Raw genomic sequence first — 21,790 nt, 5'->3', positions numbered from 1 at the left:
TATGAGTATCCATGGATAATGAACCTACCGCTGATCACGTACATGTGTGCGGTGTGGGTTGAATAGTGAACAAACATGAGACGCGGGGCCCGGCCCCCGAGCGAGAACGCGCACGGCGGCGAAGGCGTGGGTGGCGGTGGTTGACGCGTGACGTCACCCAGGTGTCGCACCGACCGTCGAGAACAAGGACTGTCAACAGCGGAGGCGAGGTCTGACATGCCGCCCATCAGAGTGCACATGACCGGATCTGAGTGGTTCTCATCGCTGCCCGGCGGGCTGAATCGCTACTTCACAGACCTTTTCGCGGCGCTGCGACACCGCGACAACATCGAACTGTCGGCCGCCGCATTCGGGGTGCCGTCCGACGGCGGACGGTCCTGGGGCCCCACGGGTGGGCCCACGCGCTCCCGGGTTCTCACCGCATTCAACGACCGATCCGGGCTACGGCCACCCGGCATTCTGGATCGCCACTTCTGTCTCTATGGACCGTCGGCCGCCGGATGGCGCACCCGCAGCCGACTGGTTGTGCATTTTCACGGACCGTGGGCGGCCGAGAGCAGGTTCGCGGGGGCGGGGGCCCTCCGCTCACACGCCAAGTACGTCATCGAGCGTCTCCGGTACGCCGGAGCCGAGCGGTTGATCGTGCTGTCGGATCGATTCCGGGACGTTCTCATCGAGGACTACCGGATACCCGCGCACCGCATCGAGGTCATCCCGCCCGGTGTCGACCTCGACAGATTCGGCCTGCTGCCACGACTAGATGCACCCACCGGCCGTCGGACCGTGCTGTGCGTGCGCAGGCTCGAACACCGCATGGGAATACACCGTCTGATCGAATCCTGGCAGTCGGTCGTATCGGCGCATCCGGATGCCTGCCTCATGATCGTGGGCACGGGCACTGCCGAGAGCGACCTGAGGGCACAAGTCGCGGCCGCGCGTCTGAACGACAGCATCCAGTTCACCGGGCGCGTTGACGACCTGACCCTGACGCAGCTCTACACGCTCGCCGATTTCACCGTCGTGCCCTCGGTGGCTCTTGAGGGTTTCGGACTGATCGCACTCGAATCCCTGGCCACCGGCCGGCCGGCCGTGGTCACCGACTGCGGCGGGCTCCCCGATGCGGTGCGCGGCCTGGACCCCTCGTTGATCGTGCCCTCCGATAATGCCGAAGCACTCGCGGCACGCCTTATCTCGGCGCTCGACGGCGTGCTCCCCACCCCGCAGCAATGCCGCCGGCATGCCGAGACCTTCTCCTGGTCCACCGCAGCGCAGCGTCACCACGCCGTGTACTCGGAGCTGAGCGCATGATCCGAGCGATATTCGTCGCTCACACCGCGGCCCCATCCGGCGCGGAGCTGGCGACCTCGCGATTGCTGTCAGCGCTACGTAACGTACCCGCCGAGCACACGATCGAGCCGTCGGTGATCTACACCGAAGACGGTCCGATGGTGAGTGCGATGAGGTCGCAGGGCATACCAACTTCAGTGTTGGCCAACACTTTCGATAGCCGGAGCGTCACAATCCGTGATTCCGGATGGTTGCGCCGGCTCATCGGCGCCGTGGCACTGATTCGCCTTGGGTGGCATCTGGGTGCGGCCGTACGCGAGCGCGGAGCCGACGTACTGGTCGCGGGGAGCACGAAGGCGCTCATCATGTCGGCCGTTGCCGCCAAACGAGCACGAATCCCCTTGATATGGCACGTGCACGACCGGATATCCGCCGAATACTTCGGTGCCACACTGGCATTCCTTGTCCGCACACTCGGCACGATCGTCGCCGACGGATACATCGCCAACAGCCGGTCCACCGAAGATTCCCTGCGGCCACGGCGCCGTCCGGGTGTCGTGGCATATCCCGGACTGGACTTTCTGCGGACACCTGACGCCGAACACGCGCCGCAGCGGCCTTCCTCTGAAACTGTTATCGCCGTCGTCGGCAGGCTGACTCAGTGGAAGGGACAAGACGTCTTCCTACGTGCCCTGGCCAACACCAGGGTCCGACCCCACCGTGTATATCTCGTCGGTGGCACGTTCTTCGGCGAGGAGCCATTTCGCACCGAATTGGAAGACCTGGCAAGCGAACTACAGCTACCCGTGACATTCACCGGCCATATCGATGACCCCACCGACATCCTGTCCATCGCCGACATTCTGGTGCATTGTTCGGTCATCGCCGAGCCGTTCGGGCAGGTCGTCGTCGAAGGCCTGCGTGCGGGCTGCGCAGTGATCGCCACCCAGCCCGGCGGCCCCGCGGAGACGATCGAATCGGAAGTTCACGGGCTACTGGTAGACGCCGGCGATACCCGTCAACTAACCGAGGCCCTCGATCGTCTTATCGAAGACCGTGACCTTCGAATCCGGTTGGCGCAGGCCGGACGGTCCCGGGCCAGAAGATTCGATATCGCCGACTCGGCGCACACCGTCGCGTCATTCCTTTCGGAGGTCCTCAACCTCCGCACGGCAACATCGATGGAAGAGCGCCGTGTCTAAGAGGCCCCGACGTAGCCCAACGCTCCCCCGGATACTGAGATTGGCCAGGGATTTCGGGGCGGTGGTCTTCGGCAAGTACGGCCAATACGTCGTGACGTTCGCGACGGTGCCACTGCTCGCCCGAATTCTGGGCCCCGCGGGAATGGGTCTGCTGGCGGTGGGGATGGCCGCGTACTTCTTCGGCTCTATTCTCGTCGACTTGGGCATGACACCATTTCTCGCCGCGCGGCTCCCCACCCTGCGCGAAACTCCTGCCGAACTCCAACAGGTCCGTACCGACTACCTGGCCCTGAGGCTTACGACCCTGGCCATACTCGGAGCCGCGTTCGGCGCCGGTTCGATCGCCGGAGCGCCTCCGTACGTCCACATGATTCTGTTGGGGCTCTTCGCCGGTGGGCTCTGGGCCACCTCCGACGACTGGCTGCTCATCGGGCAGGGGCGATTTGTCGCGTCGGCGATCTACCAGGGTTCCGGGCGCATCGCCTATCTCATACTCCTCATCGTGCTGCTACCGCACTCCCCCCATGCCTCCACCGCGATCCTGTGCCTGCTGGGCTCCTCCATCTTGACGGTCGCGGGCACCTGGTGGGATAGCCTGCGGACCTTCGGCGCTCTCTGCCGTCCGTACACACCTAGCCAGATCCTCCGCACCAGTTGGCCGATCGTGACCTCACGACTTCTCACCACTGGGTACGGGCAAGGAGCGCCGGCGATCTACTCCGCCATGCTGGACGCCGTGTCGCTGGGCCTCTTCTCGGCGAGCGACCGTCTTGTCAGGGCGATGCAATCGCTTCTGGACATGATCGGGTTGGTCCTGCTGCCCCGGATGGCCAAGCGCAGCGGGCACGAGCACTTCTGGCGCAGCGGTTTTCAGGGATTGCGCGGCGCCGTCGCGGTGGCTGTGCTGGCCTCGGCCCTGCTCTGGGCACTGGCCGCACCGATCGTTCACCTCATCTTCGGAAGTGAATTCCTCGGGGCCGTCGGCTTGTTACGCGCCGAGCTTCTCATTCTTCCGGCGAGCACGATCAGTTCATACATCAGCACCGCGCTGCTACCCGTGCGTCAGGACACGCATGGAGTTCTCATCGCGTCGGTGGTAGGGACGGCCGCCTCGGTGGCAGGGCTGATCACTGCGTCCTGGAGCCACTCCGTGTGGGCATTGATCGGCGGTGTCATTGGCGCCGAATTCTGTGTCGCCATCTGGTATCTGGTCCGCGTTAGGCATCTGTCAGGACAGGAGCGGACCGTGGACGTCGAGGCCGACATGGCACAAGAAGGTGTTGCGCGATGAAGATCCTCTTTATCGGAGATGACTGGGTCGGCAGTAACGCTCGGTCGATGGCAGACGGATTCCGCCAGGCCGGCCATGACGTAGTCGTCGTCGACACCACGCGGGTCACCTTGCCCACCCGGTTGTCACCGGCGTGGGTGTACTCGAAGGGAATGCGCCGACGTGCACCCTGGCTGCAGAACTCCGTACATGACCATATCGACGGTATCGCGCGAGATTTCGCCCCCGACCTGCTCTTCGGGTTCAAGACCGTCCACCTGGACCAGGCCCGCCTGCTTCAGGTTCCGGCAGCCATCCGCGTGCACTACAGCCCGGATGACGTTGGGAACCCCTACAACACGACGACCGATTACCTAACGCACGAAAGCGCGTGGGATCTGGTGGTCACCACTAAACAACACAACATGCCCGAGTTACAGGCCCGGGGTGCGCGTCGGGTGAAGTTCGTACGCAGCGCCTATGACCCCGCATGGCATCGCCCCTGCGCCAAACGAGTTGTGCAGCAATACCTTGTGGGATTCATCGGAGCCAGACGCCCGGACCGATCCGGCCTGATCGCTCAACTCGGCAGCGAGCATGGAAAGGATCTGCTGGTTCGTGGTCCGGGCTGGCGACGGATGCCCTCGCTGCGGACCACCGGAGCCACGATTGGCGGGGCCGTCTACGGCGATCACTTCGCGACCACCGTGGCATCGGTGACCGCGAACCTGGTCTTGCTGAACTCCGACAACCGTGACACTCACACCTGCCGAACCTTCGAAATACCTGCGTGCGGAGGGCTGTTCGTCGGGGAACGCACCGACGAACACAGCGAACTGCTCAATGAGGGAACCGAATGTCTGCTGTTCTCCGACGAGGCCGAACTTCGCGAGATTCTGCACTGGTGTGCGTGCCACCCCGCGCAAGCCGCCAAGATCGCCGAGGCGGGCCACCTGCGCGTGACGCAGGAACCGCACCGATACGTCGACCGTGCCAGGGAGATCATCGATGAGCTTCAGTGACACGAAGGAAGCACCCCACAGACGACGGTGGCGCAGGCGGATCCTCATGGCCTGCATCACGATCACGGTGCTCATCGCGGCATTCGTGACAGCTGGTTGGCGGGTGTACATGAATCCGCAGACCGATCCGCTACGGCCCGCCGATGCGATCGTCGTACTGGGCGGCACTCCCTACGAGCGCTTTGATGTCGGGCTGGACCTCGCGAAGCGTGGATACGCGCCGTACCTGCTGATCGCGCAGTCGACCGGGGCAAATGACCGCAACATGGACAAATACTGCAAGGGTCATTTCACCTTCACGGTGAGCTGCTTCATCCCCGATCCCTGGACAACCGAGGGCGAAGCCCAGGAAATACGCGCCAAGGCACAGGAATTCGGCTGGCATCACATCATCGTCATCACCTTCACGCCGCATGTTTCGCGTGCCCGCTACATCGTCGGAAAGTGCTTCGATGGCGAGCTCACCATGGTCGCCAGTCCCGCACCTTCCGGAGTTGCCTTCTGGTCATGGATGTTCGTCCGCCAGTCGGGCAGTTACGTGAAGGCCTTTTTGACCCCCGGATGTTGAGGAGCCATCACATGAACTCATCGCGTATCGCGATCGTGCACGAACGCTTCACCGAGTTCGGCGGCTCGGAATTGGTCGTCGCCGAGTTCATGAAGACCTGGCCACAGGCCAAAGTCTTCGCGCCCATCACCGAACCCCAGTGCCGCCGACAGGTGATGGAGGCCGCGGGCCGACTGGACGGCACAGCGCACGAGCCGATCCACGGGACCTGGCTCGATAATGCATATGCCCTCACCGGACGCAGGTCGCACGCACCACTGCTTCCCCTGGTTCCCAGTGCCCTGGGGAAACTGCCGCTCGGCAATGATCTTGATGCGGTGCTGATCAGTCATCACTCGTTCGCCACCCAGGCGGCATTCGCCACTGAGGCCCCCGTCGTCGCGTACGTGCACAGCCCGGCCCGCTGGGCATGGGATCGCACATTTCGTGATCACGAGATGGCAAGCCGTGCAGGTCGAATCGCCCTGTCCGCGTTAGGAAGGCTCGCGCGCCGTGGAGAACTACGCGCAGCACCTCGCCTGTCGCACGTCGTCGCCAACTCACACGCCGTGGCCGAGCGGATTCGCGAGTGGTGGGGGCTGCCGTCCACCGTGATCAGCCCGCCTGTGCGCATCGACCGGTTCTCTCCCGATCCTTCGATACCCCGGGAGGACTTCTACCTGTGCGCAGGAAGGCTGGTCCCGTACAAGCGCGCAGACCTGGCCATCCGAGCGGCCCAACGGGCCAATTGCCGCCTGGTGGTGTTGGGCGAGGGACGGTTCCGCGAACATCTTGAGGCCATCGCGGGGCCCGAGACCACCTTCCTCGGTGCCGCATCTGACGAGGTCCTCCTCGACATGTACCGGCGATGCCGAGCCCTGCTCATGCCCGGCGTGGAGGACTTCGGGATCGTCCCCGTCGAGGCAATGGCCTGCGGGACACCGGTCTTGGCCTTGGGCGCGGGAGGAGCCCTGGACACGGTGGATCCGGGTGTCACCGGTGAGCACGTGCAGGCCGGCCCGGATGACGCCGTGGTGGCACAGCTGGCCGCGCTGATGCGGGACTTCAACCCGGCCGACTACAACACCGATGCCATCCGCGCACAAGCATGCGGATTCTCACCCGAGGCATTCCGCTCCCGGATTGCCGACACCGTGCTGGGGGCCGTACGCACCTAGTCGCCCGCGGCGTGCTTCCCTCCGCTCGAACCGGATCCACCATGGGAACCCGAACCATCCGGGCCACCACCAGCGTTCGATCCAGTGGAGCCGCCATCGGATGCGCGATGCTTACCGCCCGACTCACTGGGCGCCGTGACCTTGACCTTCACCTTGCTGGAGTTGGCAGTGGACCCATCGTCGTGGTGCTTACCGGAGTCGTTGTCCTGCTTGGTCTTGGTTCCCTTGGACGAACCAGCCTCATCGGCCCCGGTAGCCGACTTCGCACCATCAGTCTTCGTGGACATGGCGGATTCATCGGTGTTAGTTACCGTCGAGGTGATCGCACCCCTGGTCTGCTTAATGCCGCCCTTCGCCGAATCCGCGAGCGACCGGTTCGCCTTATCGACCTTGTCCTGCAGGTTCTCCTTCACCACCGGTTTGGCGGGCCTGTCTTTGCCTTTCGAATCGTCGCGATGCTGACCAGAGTCATTGTCCTGCTTACCCTTAGGATCCTTAGGCCTATCAGCCGCGGTAGCCGGCTTCGCACTGTCAGTCTTCGTAGACGTGGCGGATTCATCGGTGTTGGTGATCGTGGAAGCGGCGGCACTGCCGATGTTCTGGGTGTGGGTAGCCTGCTTCTTGAGTGACGGGTCGACCTGATCTACCTTGTCCTGCGACCCCTCCTTCGCCACAGGCTTGATCGGCCTGTCCTTGTCTTTCGCGTCATCCTTCGCGTCGGCCTTGGTGCCTTCCTTCGCGATGTCCTTGACCGGTTCGGTAGCGGACCGTGCCGAGGGCTCACCGTCCGGAACCACGCTTGGTTTCGGCAGGGAAAGCGGCGCGGACGCGATCTTCTCGAGCTCCGGCGCGGGGTCGGCATTGACGACGACCGCTTCCTTTTCCTTGCCTGGTCCGCTGATGCCCAGCAGGTGTGACGCAAGATCCGGTGTTCCTGCGGTGAGCTGCTGAGGCGCGGGCAGACTTTCCGGCAGCGCGATCAGAGCAGCCGGCGAGCGCGCCGCCAACGCGTGAGCACCCGCACTCTGCACTGCGCCAAGGACGCCGTTGTCCAACGACTTGGTTGATTCGTTGATCGCGCGATTGGCATCGAACAGCGGCTTGCTCACGTCGATGTTCAGGCCCTTTATCGCGGCGCGCCCCTGATCGATGACCTTGTTCACCTGAACTGTGGCGACGTCGAGTGCGTCGGCTACCGGTGTGAGCATGGCCTGTACCTGGTTGAACATGGGGTTCGCAAGGCTCTTGAGCTGGGCCAGCCCATCGCGCACCGCATGGGCCACGGAGACGACCAGCGCGTTCTTGTAGATGGCATCCCCGAGAGCCGTGTTACCGAACAACGTGAGTTTCTGCTTCTCCGGGCTCAGCAGATTGTTACTGAACCCGTCGATCAGCGCGTTGAACACCGTCTGCGGGACTTCAAAGCGCTGCGCCCAGTTGATGTTGGTCGGGGCCCTGAAGACGTCCGTTTGCATACCGGCCATATCCATACCGCGCGTAAAGGTCATCACGCCATTGGCGTCGGTAGTGCCCTTGACATCTTGATAACCAAGCGCAACCAGCTGAGTGAGCGCACTCTCAAAGGAGTCGGCAACGGGTGTGGTGATATCCGCCAGACCCGCGTATCCGAGCAACCGAGGCAACATATGGAAAGGCTCCAGCAGCGGAAGATTGCCCGAGTCATAGGTGACGTAGGTGGAAGTACCCTCTACCGGGAACTTGAATTCGGCGCCGAGGATCGACTGGAAGACCGGACCCAAAACCGCATTCAGCGCGCTGTTCAGTGGGCCGTTAACCGCGTCGAGAATCGTGCCCTGGGTAAGCAGGTGAAGCCCCTGCCCGCCCGTCGGGTCAGTAGTGACCAGCCCTGCATTGATGAGCCCGGGAAGCAACTGGCCGACCAAGTTGGCGACCACCGGCACTGCCTTGTCTTTATCCGGGATCAGGTAGGTAGGCATGACCACACCCGCGACAGAATTCGCCCAGGCAAGTGGGTTGAGCGTCGACGGAGCATCCGAAAGCAGGTCGTATTTCCACCCGACATCGGTAACGGAAATGTTGAGAACCTTGGTGGCAAGACCAGCGTTGGCACCCGCATTCGTGTAGCTGCCTGCGTCGGGATTACTGAGATTCAGCCCGAACAACTCCGAGATGGGGGTGACCATCGCCATCAGGCCGCCGCCCGGGCGGGACGTGTTGCGGAACAGCACGGCGACAACCCCGGTCACGCCGTGCTTGTCGTCGCCCCACAGGGCACTATCGGACTCGACATCTTTGATCATCTGGCGTAGCGCGAGCGCAGTATCGGTGCCGCCGAGACCATCGCCGAGAATGAATGCGCGCCGCTGGTTGAGGAGTGTCAGCAAGTTATTGCTGATCGCCCCGATACCGGGAATCCAGTTGATCCACGGGCTATTGATGGTGTCGACAACGCCTTCAAGCCCACTGAATGCGCCCAAGCTGTAGCCCAGCTCGTTCACGGAATCGTAAACACCTGCCGGCCCAAAACCGGGCACCTTGGCCTCGAGAGGGCTCACGGTGTTGAGCACGTCGAGCAGCGTTTTCACCGCCGAAGACAGATGGGGATTGTTGAGCAGCCCGACCGCATTGGTCAGCACTGCGTCTGGGCTGCCGACCCCGGCGAGGCGCAACGCCTGGAAGACAGGCCCCACCCCATACATGCCCACCATCGAGGCGAGTTGAATGTCCAGATTCATCGCGCGTGGAGCCAGCGTTGCGGCGGCTTGGAAATCGGGGCGCGGGAGATTGACGGTGGTGGGCGCCGCCACACTGACGGCCAGTGCCGTCGCGGTCACCAACGCCGTCGTCGTCAACATCGCCCGCGAGGTAGGAAGTGGCAGACGAACAGGCGCCGACCCCCCACCCGCCTCTGCGATCACACGCACAGACCCCAGCGACGTACCGCCGGGGAAGCGCTTCCCTGACCGATGGGGAACATCTTTCGACGACCGACTATGCCGACGCGACATGAGCACACAACACCTCTCCTTGGGAACTTGAGCAGCACTGTAAGTGAGCGGCCCAACTGGTAGTTGAAAAATCGATACCGTCTACCCACAGTGAATTTGCAGGAGCTCCCCGTGCCCAGATACTCGACTTATCCTTACCTAACTAAGTCCCACACCTTCCGGAGTTGCCTTCTGGTCGTGGACGTTTGTCCGCCATTCGAGCAGCCCAACGGGCCAGCTGCCGACTGGCGATGTTGGGCGACGAGGACTTCGAGATCGTTCCCATCGAGGCAATGGCCTGCGGGACAACAGTTCTGGCGTTAGGCGCCGGAGGAATCCCGGACACGGTGAGGCGTTCCGGTCCCGGATCGCCGACACCGTGCCGGGGGCCGTGCGCGCCTAATCGCCCGCCGAGTGCTTCCCACCGCTCGAACCGGATCCGCTATGAGAACCCGAACCGTCCGAGCCACCACCAGCGTTCGATCCATGAGAGCCGCCATCGGGAGCACGATGCTTACCGCCCGAATCGCTGGGCGCCGTGACCTTGTTCGAAGTATCCGAGGAGTCCTCGTGGTGCTTTTCACTGGCGGAGTCGCTCTTGGCCACGGACGACTTGCCGGAATCCTTGTTCGCCTCGGCGGCCTTGGATTCGGTCTGTGCGGATGTCACGGATTCGACGGTGTTGGTGACCGTTGAGGTGATCGCACCCCGGGTCTGTTTGATGGCACCGGTCGCCGAATCCTTGAGCGCACTGTTCGCCTTGTCGACCTTGTCCTGCAGCTTCTCCTTGACCACCGGCTTGGCGGGCTTGTCCTTATCTTTGGAATCATCCTTCGCCTCGGCCTTGGGGGCTTCTTTGACGGCTTCCTTCGCGATGTCCTTCGTGGGATCGGCGGCGGGTTGAGCTGCGGGCTCACCGACCGGGGACGCACTCAACTCCAGAGCGCTCGGTGCCTGCGCAGAAAGTGGCGCAGGCGTGGCCTTCTCGACGACCTTGTCCTTGGCGGTGACGAGGTTCGACGAGAGATCCAGTTTCGGGGCGTCGAGCTGCTTGACGTCAGGAACCGTCGGGGTGCCCAGGTCCCTGGCGGTCGGCGCGGCAGCCTCAATGTGTTTGGCCGCCGGCGCGGGTGCGTCCGCGGCCGCCAGGGCATTCGGCGCCGGAGACGAGAGCGGCGCCGGGGCCGCGCCGATCAGGCTGCCGAGCTGCGTCATCACGTCCTTGTAGAACTTCGATGCCTGCAAGGTATTCGATGCCGCTCCGTTGAACAGGTTCCCGTACTGCTGAGTCAGCAGGTCCGAGATCGGTGTCATGACGGGCGTGACCAACCCCTTGTAGAGCGGGGTGAGCGCCTTCGCGAGTTCGACCGTCGGATCAGGGATCCCGAGCGCCGTGCTGATCAAGCCAGAGACGGTGATCAGCTGGGTTGGCACGATGCCGCCCGTCGGAATCAGATTGGGCGGGATGATTCCGAGTGGCGTATTGGCTCCGGGTGCCGTTCCCAGCTGGAATGTCGGCATGAGACCCACACCGAAGAGCGATGGCAGAGTGAAGCCCATCCCCTCGGTCCCCATGTTGAACCCACCCAACGAGTAGACGATCGGTATCGGCAGCGCCCCAGAGAGCGGCGTCTGCAACACCATGACGTTCTGCCCGTTGTTGATGTTGAATCCGTTGGTGCCGATGTAGTTTCCGGTCGTCACGTTGAGATTCGTCATGCCGAGCCCGAGCATCGGAATGGAGAAGTTCGACAGCGTCGTGCCGATCGGCGAGTAGATGCCGTTCTGCGTCGGGATGAGAACGTGCGCGTTGAACTGACCGGCTTGTCCCAGCCCAAGCGGTGCCTTGATGCCGTTGGCCCACATCGGGATCGACAGCACGGTCTGCGGAACGTTCACCGCCCCGCCGTCGACGACCAGGGTGGGGGCTGTCGCCCACCACCCCGTCTCCATTCCGAGCGGGAATGTGTAGTTGCCCGCGCCCATCGGGACCCAGGCCGTCACGTTGGGCAGGGTGCCATCGGGCAAGATTCGCACCGAATCAGGCAAGATATGCAAGGGGTCCAGCGCGGCCGGGATTTTGATGTTGAGTCCACTCGGCGTCTGCACAAAGGTGTTCGTGATGGTCGTCAGACCACTGGCCTGCAACAGCGGCCAGTTGTAACCTGCCGTGAACTTGTCCTGCTCGGCAATCAGCCCGTCGACGATGTCGCTCAGGGGCGGCAGCTGGTTGACGATTGGTCCGATGATCGGGTTGTTGAACACGGTGTCCAGCGCGTTGGCCAGACCATTGACCAGGTTCGCACCTGGAATGGTCGTCGGTAGCGGAAGGTCTACGAAACCCTGTCCGGGTATCTTGATCGCCGGAATGACCCCGGGAACGGCCGTCGGGAGCGGGGTGCTCGCGAGGTTCCGCAGCACATCGGGAAGATCAGCGATCTTGGTCAGATTTGAGTGCGTCAGGCTCGTCCCGAACGTGGGGAGCAGCCCACCGGACCCCTGGGCGAGGGGATTCCAGACGCCCCCGGCCGCCGACCCGATCACATTAGTCCCGGATAAGGAGTTATTGAGCGCGTCCTTATAGTCCGTGACCGCACCCTTGTAGTCCGGCGCCGCAGCGGCGGCCTGCGCGGTTGGTCCTGCGAACGCCAAGCTGGCAGTCGCGGCGACGGCCCCCGCCGCCGTGACGGTGCGTTGGACAACGACCTTTTTAGATGACTTCCGATGCCGCTTAGACAAGACCGCAACCCTCTCCTTTGAGGAAACCTACCAACGTGAGCAGCACTGTAAACGTGTGACCCAGCTCATAGCGAACATTTGAAAATCGTGTCTACCAGCGATTTGTCTGGTAACACTGCGTGCCCAGAGTCGCCTCGGTCGCTGCGCTCAGCGCCAGCAGGGGCCATACTCACGCAAAGTGGTTGACGAAAGTTTGCTAGATGCGTCAACAAGCGTTTACGGCGAGCAACTAAACGCCGAAAGCAAACACTCGAACCGACCGGCTAACGGGGTACTACAAGCCCAGTAGACGACCGTCAATTTACGTTCACACGTGAATCCATTTTCGCGATTCGTGTGCATCCAGGAACCGGATAGCCCATGATGGCCGAGACGTACTCGTAGATTGCTGGGATTTGTGTTCCAGGTCACACAGGGAGCTGTATTGATCGCCGTAGCCGCAACCACTCTGAGCTGCGTCTGTGTGGGCCGCCTGCGATGACCACACAGGACGAGCGCCACGCCACCACTGATGGCGTCGCGGCCATCCAGGATTGGACCACCGGATACGTCAAGCGTCACCCTCTTGAATCACTCAAGACAGTCGGTGAGCAGTTCATGCTCGGCGTCCGCACCATTCAATGGTTCTTCATCGACCTGTTCACCGGCCAGTTCCAATGGCAGGAGTTCGTGAGACAGGGCGCCTTCCAGGCCGGCACCGCCGTTGTCCCTGTCATCCTGGTGACCCTGCCCATCGGTGTCACCCTCTCGATCCAGTTCGCGCTGCTGGCCGGCCAGGTCGGTGCGACCTCGCTGGCCGGCGCCGCCAGTGGCATCGCGATCATTCGGCAGGCCGCCTCCCTGGTGGCCGCGGTGCTCATGTCCGCCGCGGTCGGCTCGGCCATCACCGCCGACCTGGGCTCGCGCACCATGCGCGAAGAGACCGACGCGATGGAGGTCATGGGCGTCTCCGTCATCCGCAGGCTCGTCGTCCCGCGTTTCGCCGCCGCCATCATGATCGGTATCGCCCTGACCGGCGTCGTCTGCTTCGTCGGCTTCCTCGGCGCGTACCTCTTCAATGTCTATTGGCAGAACGGCGCCCCAGGCAGCTTCGTCACGACCTTCTCCGCCTTCGCGACCCCCGGCGACATGATCCTGGCTCTCATCAAGGCCGTCATCTACGGCGCCATCGTGGCGGTGGTGGCCTGTCAGAAGGGTCTCTCCACCAAGGGCGGCCCGATCGGCGTGGCCAACTCCGTCAACGCGGCGGTGGTCGAATCGATCCTGCTGCTGATGACCGTCAACCTCGCCATCAGCCAGCTCTACATCATGATGTTCCCGCGGACGGGGCTGTGACATGACCGCATCAACTTATGTACCCCCGATTGCTCGGCCCTTCGTCGGGATCTACAACAAGGCGCAGAAGCCGATCACCCGGCTGGGCCACATGGTCGCCTTCTTCTTCCGCGCGATCGCCGGCGTCCCGATCGTGCTGCGCCACTACCGGAAAGAGTTCTTGCGGCACCTGTCCGATGTCGCCTGGGGCAACGGCTCCCTGGTGGTCGGTGGCGGTACCGCCGGCGTCATGATCGTCCTCGGCATCATCGCTGGCGGACTGGTGGCCATCGAGGGCTACAACTTCCTGGACCTGCTGGGCCTGGGACCGGCGACCGGCATCATCTCGTCCCTGGTGAACACCCGCGAACTGGCCCCGATCATGGCCGCGCTCGCCTTCGCCGTACAGGCCGGCTGCCGCTTCACCGCACAACTCGGCGCCATGCGCATCTCCGAAGAGATCGACGCCATGGACTCCATCGCGATCCGCCCGATCCCCTACCTGGTGACCACCCGGCTGATGGCGGCCACCGTCGTCACCATTCCCCTGTACGTCGCATGCCTTGCCATCAGCTACCTGTCCTGCCAGATCATGGTGGGCATCATGAGCGGTGGATCCATCGGCTCGTACCTGCACTACTTCGGTATCGGCGTCAGCGGTATCGACATTGTCTACTCCATCATCAAAGCGATCATCTTTGTGTGGCTCGCCTCGACCATCCAGTGCTACTACGGCTTCTACGCCAGCGGCGGCCCTGAGGGCGTGGGCGTAGCTGCTGGGCACGCCATACGCGCCGCGATCACGATCGTGATCATCGTCAACATGCTGCTCACCATGGCGCTCTGGAGCGTCGATGCCGGTGCGAGGTTGGGTGGCTAGATGGCAGCCAATTCCTTTGAGACGGATGGCCGTGGCCCGTCCGAGAAGCTCCTGCTGGGTACCGGCGTCGCCATGATCGTGGTGGCCGCACTGGTCACCGGTCTCATGATGCTGAAGTCCACGGGACGTCTGAACGATTTCATTCGCGTGGTTGCCGACCTCAACAATGTCGGCGACGGCCTGCCGCAGAAATCCGATGTGAAGTACCACGGCGTTCTCGTCGGCGAGGTGGACGGTGTGACGCCGGCCGCCAACGGCCAGCCCAACTTCGTGCACATCAACCTCAAGCCGGTGTACGCCAAGTCCATCCCCGCCACCGCCACCGCCCGCGTGGTCCCCAGCAACGTGTTCGCGGTCTCGTCGGTGCAGCTGGTGGATCGAGGGCCCGGTGCTCCCATTCGTGCGGGTGCGCACATCGCCGAGGACACTCAGCTGCCAACCGTTCTGTTCCAGACCACGGTGAGCAAGCTGCGCGATGTTCTCACCGCGACCGGGCGTGGCCGCGACGACCACTCCACCGGCATCCTGGCCGCCCTGGGAGCCGCGACCGACAACCGCCGCGTCAAGCTACTCACCGGCGGTGCACAGCTGAACCGCCTCATCACCCAGCTCAACGACATTGTGGTGACCGACACCGGCCCGTCCACCGTGAAGGCTCTGCTCGATGCCACCGAGGGCCTCAAGCAGACCGCACCCGAGCTGCTCGACTCGCTGCACCAGGCAGTCAAGCCGATGCAGACCTTTGTCGAGCAGCGCGAGCAGCTGACCAGCCTGATCAACGGCGGCCTGACCACGGTGGGCACCACCCGGCAGGCCTTCGACAACCACACCGATCAGCTGATCGGCATCACCACCGAGATCACGCCCGTCCTCGGCACGTTCGCGAACAACGCAAGCAAGTTCCAGATGATCTTCCAGAAGATCACTCAGATGAGTCAGCGGTGGTTCGAGAATCCGTGGCTGTCCGATGTCGACACCGGCAACATGCGGGTGAACCTGTCCCTGACCCCGGGATACAGCTACACGCGGGCGGACTGCCCGCGGTACGGCGAGCTCAAGGGTCCGAGCTGCTTCACCGCACCCGAGCTCGTGGTACGTCCTGACCTACCCGAGGAACTGCTGCCACAGAACTACAAGGTGCCCCCGGACCTGCAGCCACCGCGCGGAACTGTGGTGGGCCCCAACGGAAATCTGATCGCGGTCGGCCCGCCGTACGTGGTGCCGCCCGGCGGCCCGAACCTGACGGACCCGAACCCGCCGCTGCCACCGTGGCAGTCGGTGCCGGTGCCGCGCGTCCCCGGGACCGCGGATCCCGACAATGTGGAACCACCTCCCGCGCCACCGCCACCGCTACCCGCCGCGCCGGTTGCCCCCGGCGCACACGACGGCGGAGGCGCACCGATCGCCCCGGCATCGTTCGGCGGAACTGTGGGCCCGGTGGGCAGCACGGTGGAACGCGCTCAGCTCAGTGTCATCACCGACAAGCCTGCTAGCTCCTCTACCCAGCTGCTGCTCGGCCCGGTTGTGCGGGGCACCACGGTCTCGCTCGCGAAGGAAGGATCCAGATGAAGTTCCGCGGTCCGTTGATCGCGCTCGTCGTCTTCATGGCGATCGCGATGGTGTTGACGTGGCTGGTGTATGCCACGTTGCGCCGTGATGTGGCGGGCGGGACCACGGCCTATTCGGCGGTCTTCACCGATGTGTACGGGTTGCGCGACGGCGACGACGTACGCATGGCCGGTGTGCGCGTGGGGCGTGTGGAAAAGATCGAGCTGGTCAACAACAACCAGGCCAAGGTCAACTTCGTCGTGCAGAACGACCAGAAGCTCTATGGCAACACCCTTGCCTCGGTGACCTATCAGAACATCGTCGGTCAGCGGTATCTGGGCCTGTCGCTGGGCAAGACGGGTGACACGAATGTGCTCGCCGCCGGGTCCACGATTCCGCTGGAACGCACAGATCCGTCCTTCGACGTGACCACGCTGCTCAATGGATACGAGCCGCTGTTCAGCACACTCTCACCCGAGCAGGCCGACAACCTCACCAAGGGTGTCATTCAGTCGCTGCAGGGCGACCAGGCCTCGATCACTTCTCTGGTCGACCAAACCTCCACGTTGACAAAGACATTCGCGGGCCGCGACCAGGTGCTGGGCAACGTGATCACCAGCTTGAGCACGGTGACGGGCAACCTGGCCCAGCAGAACGACAGTCTCGACAAGGCCATCACCAACACCAGAAAAGTGGTGGCGGACTTCGACTCTCGCCGTCCGGAGCTGGTCGACTCGGTGGGCTCACTGGCGCAGACCCTGCGACGGTTATCGAAGATCACCGACGAGGTCTACCCGTCGCTCGACGAGCTCATCACTCGCCAGCCCGGTTTCGCCAAGCACATGGTTGCGATCGAGCCGAAGCTGGCCTTCCTCGGCGGTAACCTGCCGCTGCTGCTCAAGGGCCTGGCCCGCATCACCGGCGACGGCGCGTACGGCAACGCCTACATCTGCGACCTGAATATCACCGGCTTCTTCCCGGGCCTCAACGACGTGGTACCGATCATCGTCAATGCGGCGACCCCGGGCAACGTCACCCAGCACACCCCGCGATGCAGGAACCTGGCCGATGGCTGAGCAGACAAGATGGCAGAAGATCAAGAACCGGCCGGTCGAGACCTACAACAAGACGTGGCTCGGGTTCATCGCTATCGCCGTGATCGGCGCGCTGGTCGGCGGGATGCTGCTCGTCAAGGCCATTGGCTTCGGCTACACCACCTACACCGCTGAATTCGTACAGGCCGCGTCATTGCGGACGGGTCAGCCGATCACCGTGGCGGGCATCCCACTCGGAACGGTCACCGGCATGAAGCTGATGGGTGATCACGTCGAGGCCAAGCTCTCGATCAGTGATGACGTGAAGCTGGGCAAGGACACCAAGGCCGCGATACGGGTGACCACCATCCTCGGTTCCCGGTACCTGGACCTGCGCCCCGAAGGGCCGGGATCGTTGCCCAACAAGACAATTGACCTCGCCCACACGGAGGTCCCCTACGACTTGCAGGCGACTCTGAAGGACATAACAAACACCTTTGACCAAGTCGATTTCGACAAGGTGGCGCAGTCGTTGAGCATTCTGGGCAAGCAGCTCGACGGGCTGCCCGAGGTCGTCCCCCAGGCCATGGAGAACATCCAGACCCTCTCGGGGATCATCGCGGAACGACGCGACCAGCTGGGCACGCTGCTCAAGAGCACCGAGAAGGTCACCAACACGCTGCATCATCAGCAGCAGGGCATCGGCACCCTGATCAACCAGGGCCAGAGCCTGATCGGTGAATTCGTGGTCCGCCGTGGCACCTTCCACGCGATGATGCAGTCGCTCACCAACCTGGTCGAGCAGCTCAGCAAGATCGTCATCAAGAACCGGCCGCAGCTCGACGACATGCTCAAGACGCTGCATCAGCTCACGGACATGCTCGGCCAGCACGACGACCTGCTGCGCAACATCCTGCAGGTCGCACCCGTCGCGCTGCGCGGCGTGACCAATGCCACCGGCACCGGTAACGCCATCGAGTTCAACGCACCCAACGGCCTGGCGGTCGACTCCTGGATGTGCGCAATCAGCGGGCGGGCCAAGCAATTCGGCATGATCCAGTACTTCAAGGACTGCAAATGAGTAGCGGCAAGAGTGCCGGAAGAGGCAAAGCCATCGCCGTCATCGCGGCGATCGCTGTCGTGGCCGCGGCGATTGTCGGCGCGGGCGCGTACTACGTGAAGTCCCAGTTGGATCACATCACGCTGACCGCCCAGTTCGATAATGCCTCCGGGCTTTACGAGTCGAATGTTGTTGCGGTGCTGGGTATGCCGGTCGGCACAATCACCAAGATCACGCCCCGCTCGGGGTATGTCGACGTGGAGTTCACCGTCGACAAGGACGTCAAGGTTCCCGTCGACGTGCAGGCCGTCACCCTCTCCACATCGATCCTGACCGACCGCCAGGTCGAACTGTCCCCGCCTTACCGCGGGGGGCCGACGCTCAACGACGGCGACACCATCGGGCTGGACAAGACCAAGACACCGGTGGAGTTCGACCGGGTGCTGGGCATGCTCGACAAGTTGTCGGTATCGCTCAAGGGCGACGGCAACGGCCAGGGGCCAGTGGGCGACATCATCAATGCGGCCGCCGGAGTCGCCGACGGCAACGGCGACAAGATCAAGTCAGGCCTTGACGAACTGTCGAAAGCACTGCGGCTCAGCTCCGAAGGCGGCGTCACCACCCGCGAGCAGATGACCACCATCATCAAGAATGTCAGCTCACTGTTCGACGCCGCGGCCACCAACGACGGGAAGCTGCGCGAGTTCTCCACCACCATTCACCAGCTCAGCAGCGTCATTGACGACGAGGCGCTCGGAACCGGTAACACCGGCCGCAAGCTCAATGATCTGGTCAAACAGGCCGGTGACCTCCTGGAGGCCAACCGCGACCACATCAAGGCCGCGGTCCTCAACGGCAACACGGCCCTGAAGACGGTCTCGGACAACCAGCGTGAACTCGCGGAGACCCTCGACCTCGCGCCGCTGGCCGTGGAGAACCTGTACAACATCATCGACCAGGACAACGGGTCGCTGCGTGCACGGTTCCTCACCGACAAGCTGCTGTTCGAGAGTCAGACAGCCAAGGAGATCTGCAACCTGATGGGGCTGCGCCAACTGGGCTGCAGCACAGGCACATTGCAGGACTACGGGCCCGATTTCGGCCTCTCCTACGTGCTCGACGGGCTCGCGGCGATGGGGCAAAAGTGATGGCTACACGCAAGCGACTGGCAGCGGCGGGCACGGCAACGCTGCTGGCTGCCACCGTGCTGTCGGGATGCGGAACCAACGGCCTGGGCGACCTACCGCTGCCCGCCCCCGGCGTCGGATCGGGCGGCTACCACCTGACGGCCCTGTTCTCGAACATCCTGAATCTCCCGAACAACGCCAAGGTGAAGCTGGCAGGCGCGGACGTCGGCCAGGTCGACGACATGCGGGTGAGCAACTACACCGCCATCACCACATTGCGCATCATCCACGGAGTCCGTCTCCCCAAGGGCAGCACCGCCGAGTTGCGTTCCGCCACACCGCTCGGTGATGTCTTCGTCTCGATTCGCCCCCCAGCCGGTGCGACGTCGGACTCGCCAGCACTCAGGGAGGGCGACACCATCGGCCTTGATTCGACGATGGCCGCGGCGACGGTGGAATCCGTGCTCAGCTCGGCGGCGCTCGTCTCCAACGGAGGAGCGGTGCGCAACCTGACCAACGTCATCAATGGGTTCGGTAAGGCGACCGGCGATCAGGGCCAGGCGTTCGGCGATCTGATCAAGGACTCCAATCGTCTACTGGGAACGTTGAATACGCGATCCGCACAAATCTCCGATGCGCTCACCCAGACCGCGCAGTTGGCCGACCAGCTGGACACCAAGAATCAGACGCTCGCCGACATCGTGAAAGAGGCCGATCCGGCCACCGAGGCGCTCGCCGCCAACACCGCGCAGCTCTCGCAGCTGGTTCTCCAGATCGGCGCCACCACCAAGCAGCTGCAGAAATTCCCGTCGATCGCGGGCACCGATACCAGCGGACACAGCCTCATCAAGGACGCGAACACGATCGCCAAGTCGTGGAACGACATCGCGCAGGATCCGACAGTCGATATCAACGGCCTCAACCGGCAGATCACCACGCTCATCAAATCCACGCCCAGCAATGCGATTTCGGTGCGTGTCAGCATCGACCGGTTGGTCCTGGGGTCGATCCCCGATGCCGGATTCAAGGGCGACGTCGGCTCGCATGGGCCCAAACGCTACAACTGGGCCCAGCTGGTCGGTTCCTTCAAGTACACGCTGTGGCGCCTGCAGGAACGCGTCGTGGGCAAGGGTGTGTACGGCGATGACGTGCCGATGCGGCCGAGCCCGACCGAGCCGGGTGTGATCGAACGCGTGCCGGGCCCGCCGCCCGGAGCCGCCCCGCCGGCGACGTCCAACCCGGGTGCTCAGGTACCGCCTCCCGGGCAGGCCGAGCCCGCGTCGGCTCCCGCTCAAGGCGTACCCGGACCGGTGCCCGCTCCCGCGCCTGGCCCCGCTCCCGGACCGGAGGTGATGGGCCAGTGATCAACGCTCTCGCCAATGGCATCGTCGGCACCGTTCGTGCCGGGCACCGCAAGAAGATGGTGCTCTCGGGCATCGCGCTGGCATCGGTGCTGCTGATCGCGATCGCCTACCTCACCGTCGGCGCCCTGCGCATCAGCCCGTTCTCGGGTACCTACCGCGTCAAGGTGCAGCTTCCCGAATCGGGCGGTCTGCTGCCCAACCAGGACGTCGCGCTGCGCGGCGTGAAGATCGGCACGGTGCAATCGCTGGCGATCACCCAGCAGGGTGTCGACGCGGTCGCCGAGATCCAGTCGAAGTACAAGATCCCCGTCACCGCCAAGGTGCGCGTCACCGGCCTGTCTCCCGCCGGCGAGCAGTACATCAACTTCGAGGGTGTCTCGGATCAGGGTCCGTTCCTCAAGGACGGCGCCGTGATCTCCGAGGGCGCCACGGTGCCCGTGACGCTGGCCAAGCTGCTCGCCGACGCGGACGGCCTGCTCGCGCAGATAGATCCCAAGAAACTCGAGCTCATCAAGAAGGAACTGAGCCTGAGCAAGGAGGGGCCGCGCAAGCTCACCGAGATCATCGACGGTGGCACCTTCCTGCTGAGCACCCTCGATTCGGTGCTCCCGGAGACCACCAGCCTCCTCAAGACCAGCCGGGTGGTGCTGACCCTGGCGGCCGACAAGAACTCCGGTATCAAGTCCACCGCGAACGAACTGGGCCGGACACTGCGCGGTATCGAGAAGATGCAGAACGGCTACCGCACCCTGGTGGATCAGACCCCGAAGACCCTGGGCGCGGTGGACAACCTGTTCGCGGACAACTCGGACACCATGGTGACCCTGCTGGGCAACCTGGCGACCGCCTCACGGCTGCTCTACCTGCGTGTTCCCGCCCTTAACGCGCTGTTCCCCAACTACCGGGCCTCGGTGTTCGACGCACTGATGAGCATCATGCATGACGGCGGCATCTGGGCCACCGCCGATCTGTACCCGCGCTACGTGTGCGACTACCCGACGCCACGGCTGCCGCTGTCGGCCGCCGACTACCCCGAACCGTTCCTCTACGCCAACTACTGCGCGGACCAGGATCCGGCGGTCCTGATCCGTGGCGCCAAGAATGCGCCACGACCAGCAGGGGACGACACCGCCGGGCCGCCGATGGGCGCCGACATGGAGAAGAAGTCCGATCCGACACCGAAGGGCCGGTTCCAGGTACCGACCACCTATGGTGGACCGACACTGCCGATCGAACCCCCGCGTTGACG

General features: G+C 63.6%; 15 protein-coding genes and 2 pseudogenes. 15 read left to right on the top strand and 2 right to left on the bottom strand.

Annotated elements, in window-relative coordinates:
* Positions 1-237 precede the first annotated feature (237 nt).
* The 6 genes from DSM43276_RS04285 to DSM43276_RS04260 are packed head-to-tail and all read left to right on the top strand — an operon-like array spanning position 238 to position 6,506.
* Positions 238-1,308: a glycosyltransferase family 4 protein gene (locus tag DSM43276_RS04285; protein ID WP_078330809.1), complete on the top strand. Its 1,071-nt coding sequence runs from the start codon at positions 238-240 to the stop codon at positions 1,306-1,308.
* Entirely contained in the window at positions 1,305-2,489 is a 1,185-nt protein-coding gene (locus DSM43276_RS04280; RefSeq protein ID WP_078330808.1) for a glycosyltransferase family 4 protein, read from the top strand. The genes DSM43276_RS04285 and DSM43276_RS04280 overlap by 4 nt, the downstream gene beginning before the upstream one ends.
* Entirely contained in the window at positions 2,482-3,780 is a 1,299-nt protein-coding gene (locus DSM43276_RS04275; protein ID WP_078330807.1) for a lipopolysaccharide biosynthesis protein, read from the top strand. Before DSM43276_RS04280 ends, DSM43276_RS04275 begins: the two co-directional genes overlap by 8 nt.
* Complete coding sequence (locus tag DSM43276_RS04270) at positions 3,777-4,781, top strand: CgeB family protein (protein WP_078330806.1); 1,005 nt, start codon at positions 3,777-3,779, stop codon at positions 4,779-4,781. The genes DSM43276_RS04275 and DSM43276_RS04270 overlap by 4 nt, the downstream gene beginning before the upstream one ends.
* Positions 4,768-5,349 carry a YdcF family protein gene (locus tag DSM43276_RS04265; RefSeq protein ID WP_078330805.1) on the top strand — a complete coding sequence of 194 codons (582 nt, stop codon included), beginning with the start codon at positions 4,768-4,770 and terminating at the stop codon, positions 5,347-5,349. The genes DSM43276_RS04270 and DSM43276_RS04265 overlap by 14 nt, the downstream gene beginning before the upstream one ends.
* Positions 5,350-5,360: 11 nt before the next feature.
* Positions 5,361-6,506 (top strand): glycosyltransferase, encoded by a 1,146-nt coding sequence (locus DSM43276_RS04260; RefSeq protein WP_078330804.1) that lies wholly within the window; start codon positions 5,361-5,363, stop codon positions 6,504-6,506.
* Here DSM43276_RS04260 and DSM43276_RS04255 read toward each other — a convergent pair.
* Positions 6,503-9,343 (bottom strand): hypothetical protein, encoded by a 2,841-nt coding sequence (locus DSM43276_RS04255; RefSeq protein ID WP_078330803.1) that lies wholly within the window; start codon positions 9,341-9,343, stop codon positions 6,503-6,505. The two genes, DSM43276_RS04260 and DSM43276_RS04255, sit on opposite strands and share 4 nt — an antisense overlap.
* 344 nt (positions 9,344-9,687) lie before the next feature.
* Here DSM43276_RS04255 and DSM43276_RS24060 point away from each other — a divergent pair.
* Positions 9,688-9,825 (top strand): annotated as a pseudogene (locus DSM43276_RS24060) (glycosyltransferase); the annotation flags it as partial.
* A 49-nt stretch (positions 9,826-9,874) separates the two neighbouring features.
* On the opposite strand, the pseudogene DSM43276_RS04245 reads toward DSM43276_RS24060, so the two are convergent.
* A pseudogene (locus DSM43276_RS04245) lies at positions 9,875-12,260 on the bottom strand (hypothetical protein).
* A gap of 431 nt (positions 12,261-12,691) precedes the next feature.
* On the opposite strand from DSM43276_RS04245, the gene DSM43276_RS04240 reads away from it, so the two are divergent.
* From DSM43276_RS04240 to DSM43276_RS04205, 8 genes are read left to right on the top strand one after another with little or no spacing between them, the layout of a single operon-like run.
* Entirely contained in the window at positions 12,692-13,549 is an 858-nt protein-coding gene (locus DSM43276_RS04240; protein ID WP_078296887.1) for an MlaE family ABC transporter permease, read from the top strand.
* Between the two features lies 1 nt (position 13,550).
* Positions 13,551-14,408: an MlaE family ABC transporter permease gene (locus DSM43276_RS04235; protein WP_078296884.1), complete on the top strand. Its 858-nt coding sequence runs from the start codon at positions 13,551-13,553 to the stop codon at positions 14,406-14,408.
* Positions 14,409-15,977 carry an MlaD family protein gene (locus tag DSM43276_RS04230; protein ID WP_169053034.1) on the top strand — a complete coding sequence of 523 codons (1,569 nt, stop codon included), beginning with the start codon at positions 14,409-14,411 and terminating at the stop codon, positions 15,975-15,977. It begins immediately after the preceding gene.
* Positions 15,974-17,032 carry an MlaD family protein gene (locus DSM43276_RS04225; protein ID WP_078330798.1) on the top strand — a complete coding sequence of 353 codons (1,059 nt, stop codon included), beginning with the start codon at positions 15,974-15,976 and terminating at the stop codon, positions 17,030-17,032. The genes DSM43276_RS04230 and DSM43276_RS04225 overlap by 4 nt, the downstream gene beginning before the upstream one ends.
* Positions 17,025-18,071, top strand: a complete 1,047-nt coding sequence (locus DSM43276_RS04220) for an MCE family protein (protein WP_078325000.1) — start codon at positions 17,025-17,027, stop codon at positions 18,069-18,071. Before DSM43276_RS04225 ends, DSM43276_RS04220 begins: the two co-directional genes overlap by 8 nt.
* Positions 18,068-19,198, top strand: a complete 1,131-nt coding sequence (locus DSM43276_RS04215) for an MCE family protein (RefSeq protein WP_078330797.1) — start codon at positions 18,068-18,070, stop codon at positions 19,196-19,198. Before DSM43276_RS04220 ends, DSM43276_RS04215 begins: the two co-directional genes overlap by 4 nt.
* Positions 19,198-20,541: an MlaD family protein gene (locus DSM43276_RS04210; RefSeq protein WP_078330796.1), complete on the top strand. Its 1,344-nt coding sequence runs from the start codon at positions 19,198-19,200 to the stop codon at positions 20,539-20,541. Before DSM43276_RS04215 ends, DSM43276_RS04210 begins: the two co-directional genes overlap by 1 nt.
* On the top strand, positions 20,538-21,788 hold the full coding sequence (locus DSM43276_RS04205) for an MlaD family protein (RefSeq protein WP_078330795.1): 1,251 nt from the start codon (positions 20,538-20,540) through the stop codon (positions 21,786-21,788). The genes DSM43276_RS04210 and DSM43276_RS04205 overlap by 4 nt, the downstream gene beginning before the upstream one ends.
* Positions 21,789-21,790 lie beyond the last annotated feature (2 nt).

It is taken from the genome of Mycobacteroides salmoniphilum, from assembly GCF_004924335.1.
Taxonomy (GTDB): Bacteria; Actinomycetota; Actinomycetes; order Mycobacteriales; family Mycobacteriaceae; genus Mycobacterium; species Mycobacterium salmoniphilum.
This window is presented reverse-complemented; position numbering and strand designations above follow the sequence as displayed.

Coding starts and splice junctions, on each gene's coding strand:
- DSM43276_RS04285 (WP_078330809.1), top strand. CDS start 238: ATGACCGGATCTGAGTGGTTCTCATCGCTGCCCGGCGGGCTGAATCGC.
- DSM43276_RS04280 (WP_078330808.1), top strand. CDS start 1,305: ATGATCCGAGCGATATTCGTCGCTCACACCGCGGCCCCATCCGGCGCG.
- DSM43276_RS04270 (WP_078330806.1), top strand. CDS start 3,777: ATGAAGATCCTCTTTATCGGAGATGACTGGGTCGGCAGTAACGCTCGG.
- DSM43276_RS04265 (WP_078330805.1), top strand. CDS start 4,768: ATGAGCTTCAGTGACACGAAGGAAGCACCCCACAGACGACGGTGGCGC.
- DSM43276_RS04260 (WP_078330804.1), top strand. CDS start 5,361: ATGAACTCATCGCGTATCGCGATCGTGCACGAACGCTTCACCGAGTTC.
- DSM43276_RS04255 (WP_078330803.1), bottom strand. CDS start 9,343: ATGTTGACGACGACGGCGTTGGTGACCGCGACGGCACTGGCCGTCAGT.
- DSM43276_RS04240 (WP_078296887.1), top strand. CDS start 12,692: ATGACCACACAGGACGAGCGCCACGCCACCACTGATGGCGTCGCGGCC.
- DSM43276_RS04235 (WP_078296884.1), top strand. CDS start 13,551: ATGACCGCATCAACTTATGTACCCCCGATTGCTCGGCCCTTCGTCGGG.
- DSM43276_RS04230 (WP_169053034.1), top strand. CDS start 14,409: ATGGCAGCCAATTCCTTTGAGACGGATGGCCGTGGCCCGTCCGAGAAG.
- DSM43276_RS04225 (WP_078330798.1), top strand. CDS start 15,974: ATGAAGTTCCGCGGTCCGTTGATCGCGCTCGTCGTCTTCATGGCGATC.
- DSM43276_RS04220 (WP_078325000.1), top strand. CDS start 17,025: ATGGCTGAGCAGACAAGATGGCAGAAGATCAAGAACCGGCCGGTCGAG.
- DSM43276_RS04215 (WP_078330797.1), top strand. CDS start 18,068: ATGAGTAGCGGCAAGAGTGCCGGAAGAGGCAAAGCCATCGCCGTCATC.
- DSM43276_RS04210 (WP_078330796.1), top strand. CDS start 19,198: ATGGCTACACGCAAGCGACTGGCAGCGGCGGGCACGGCAACGCTGCTG.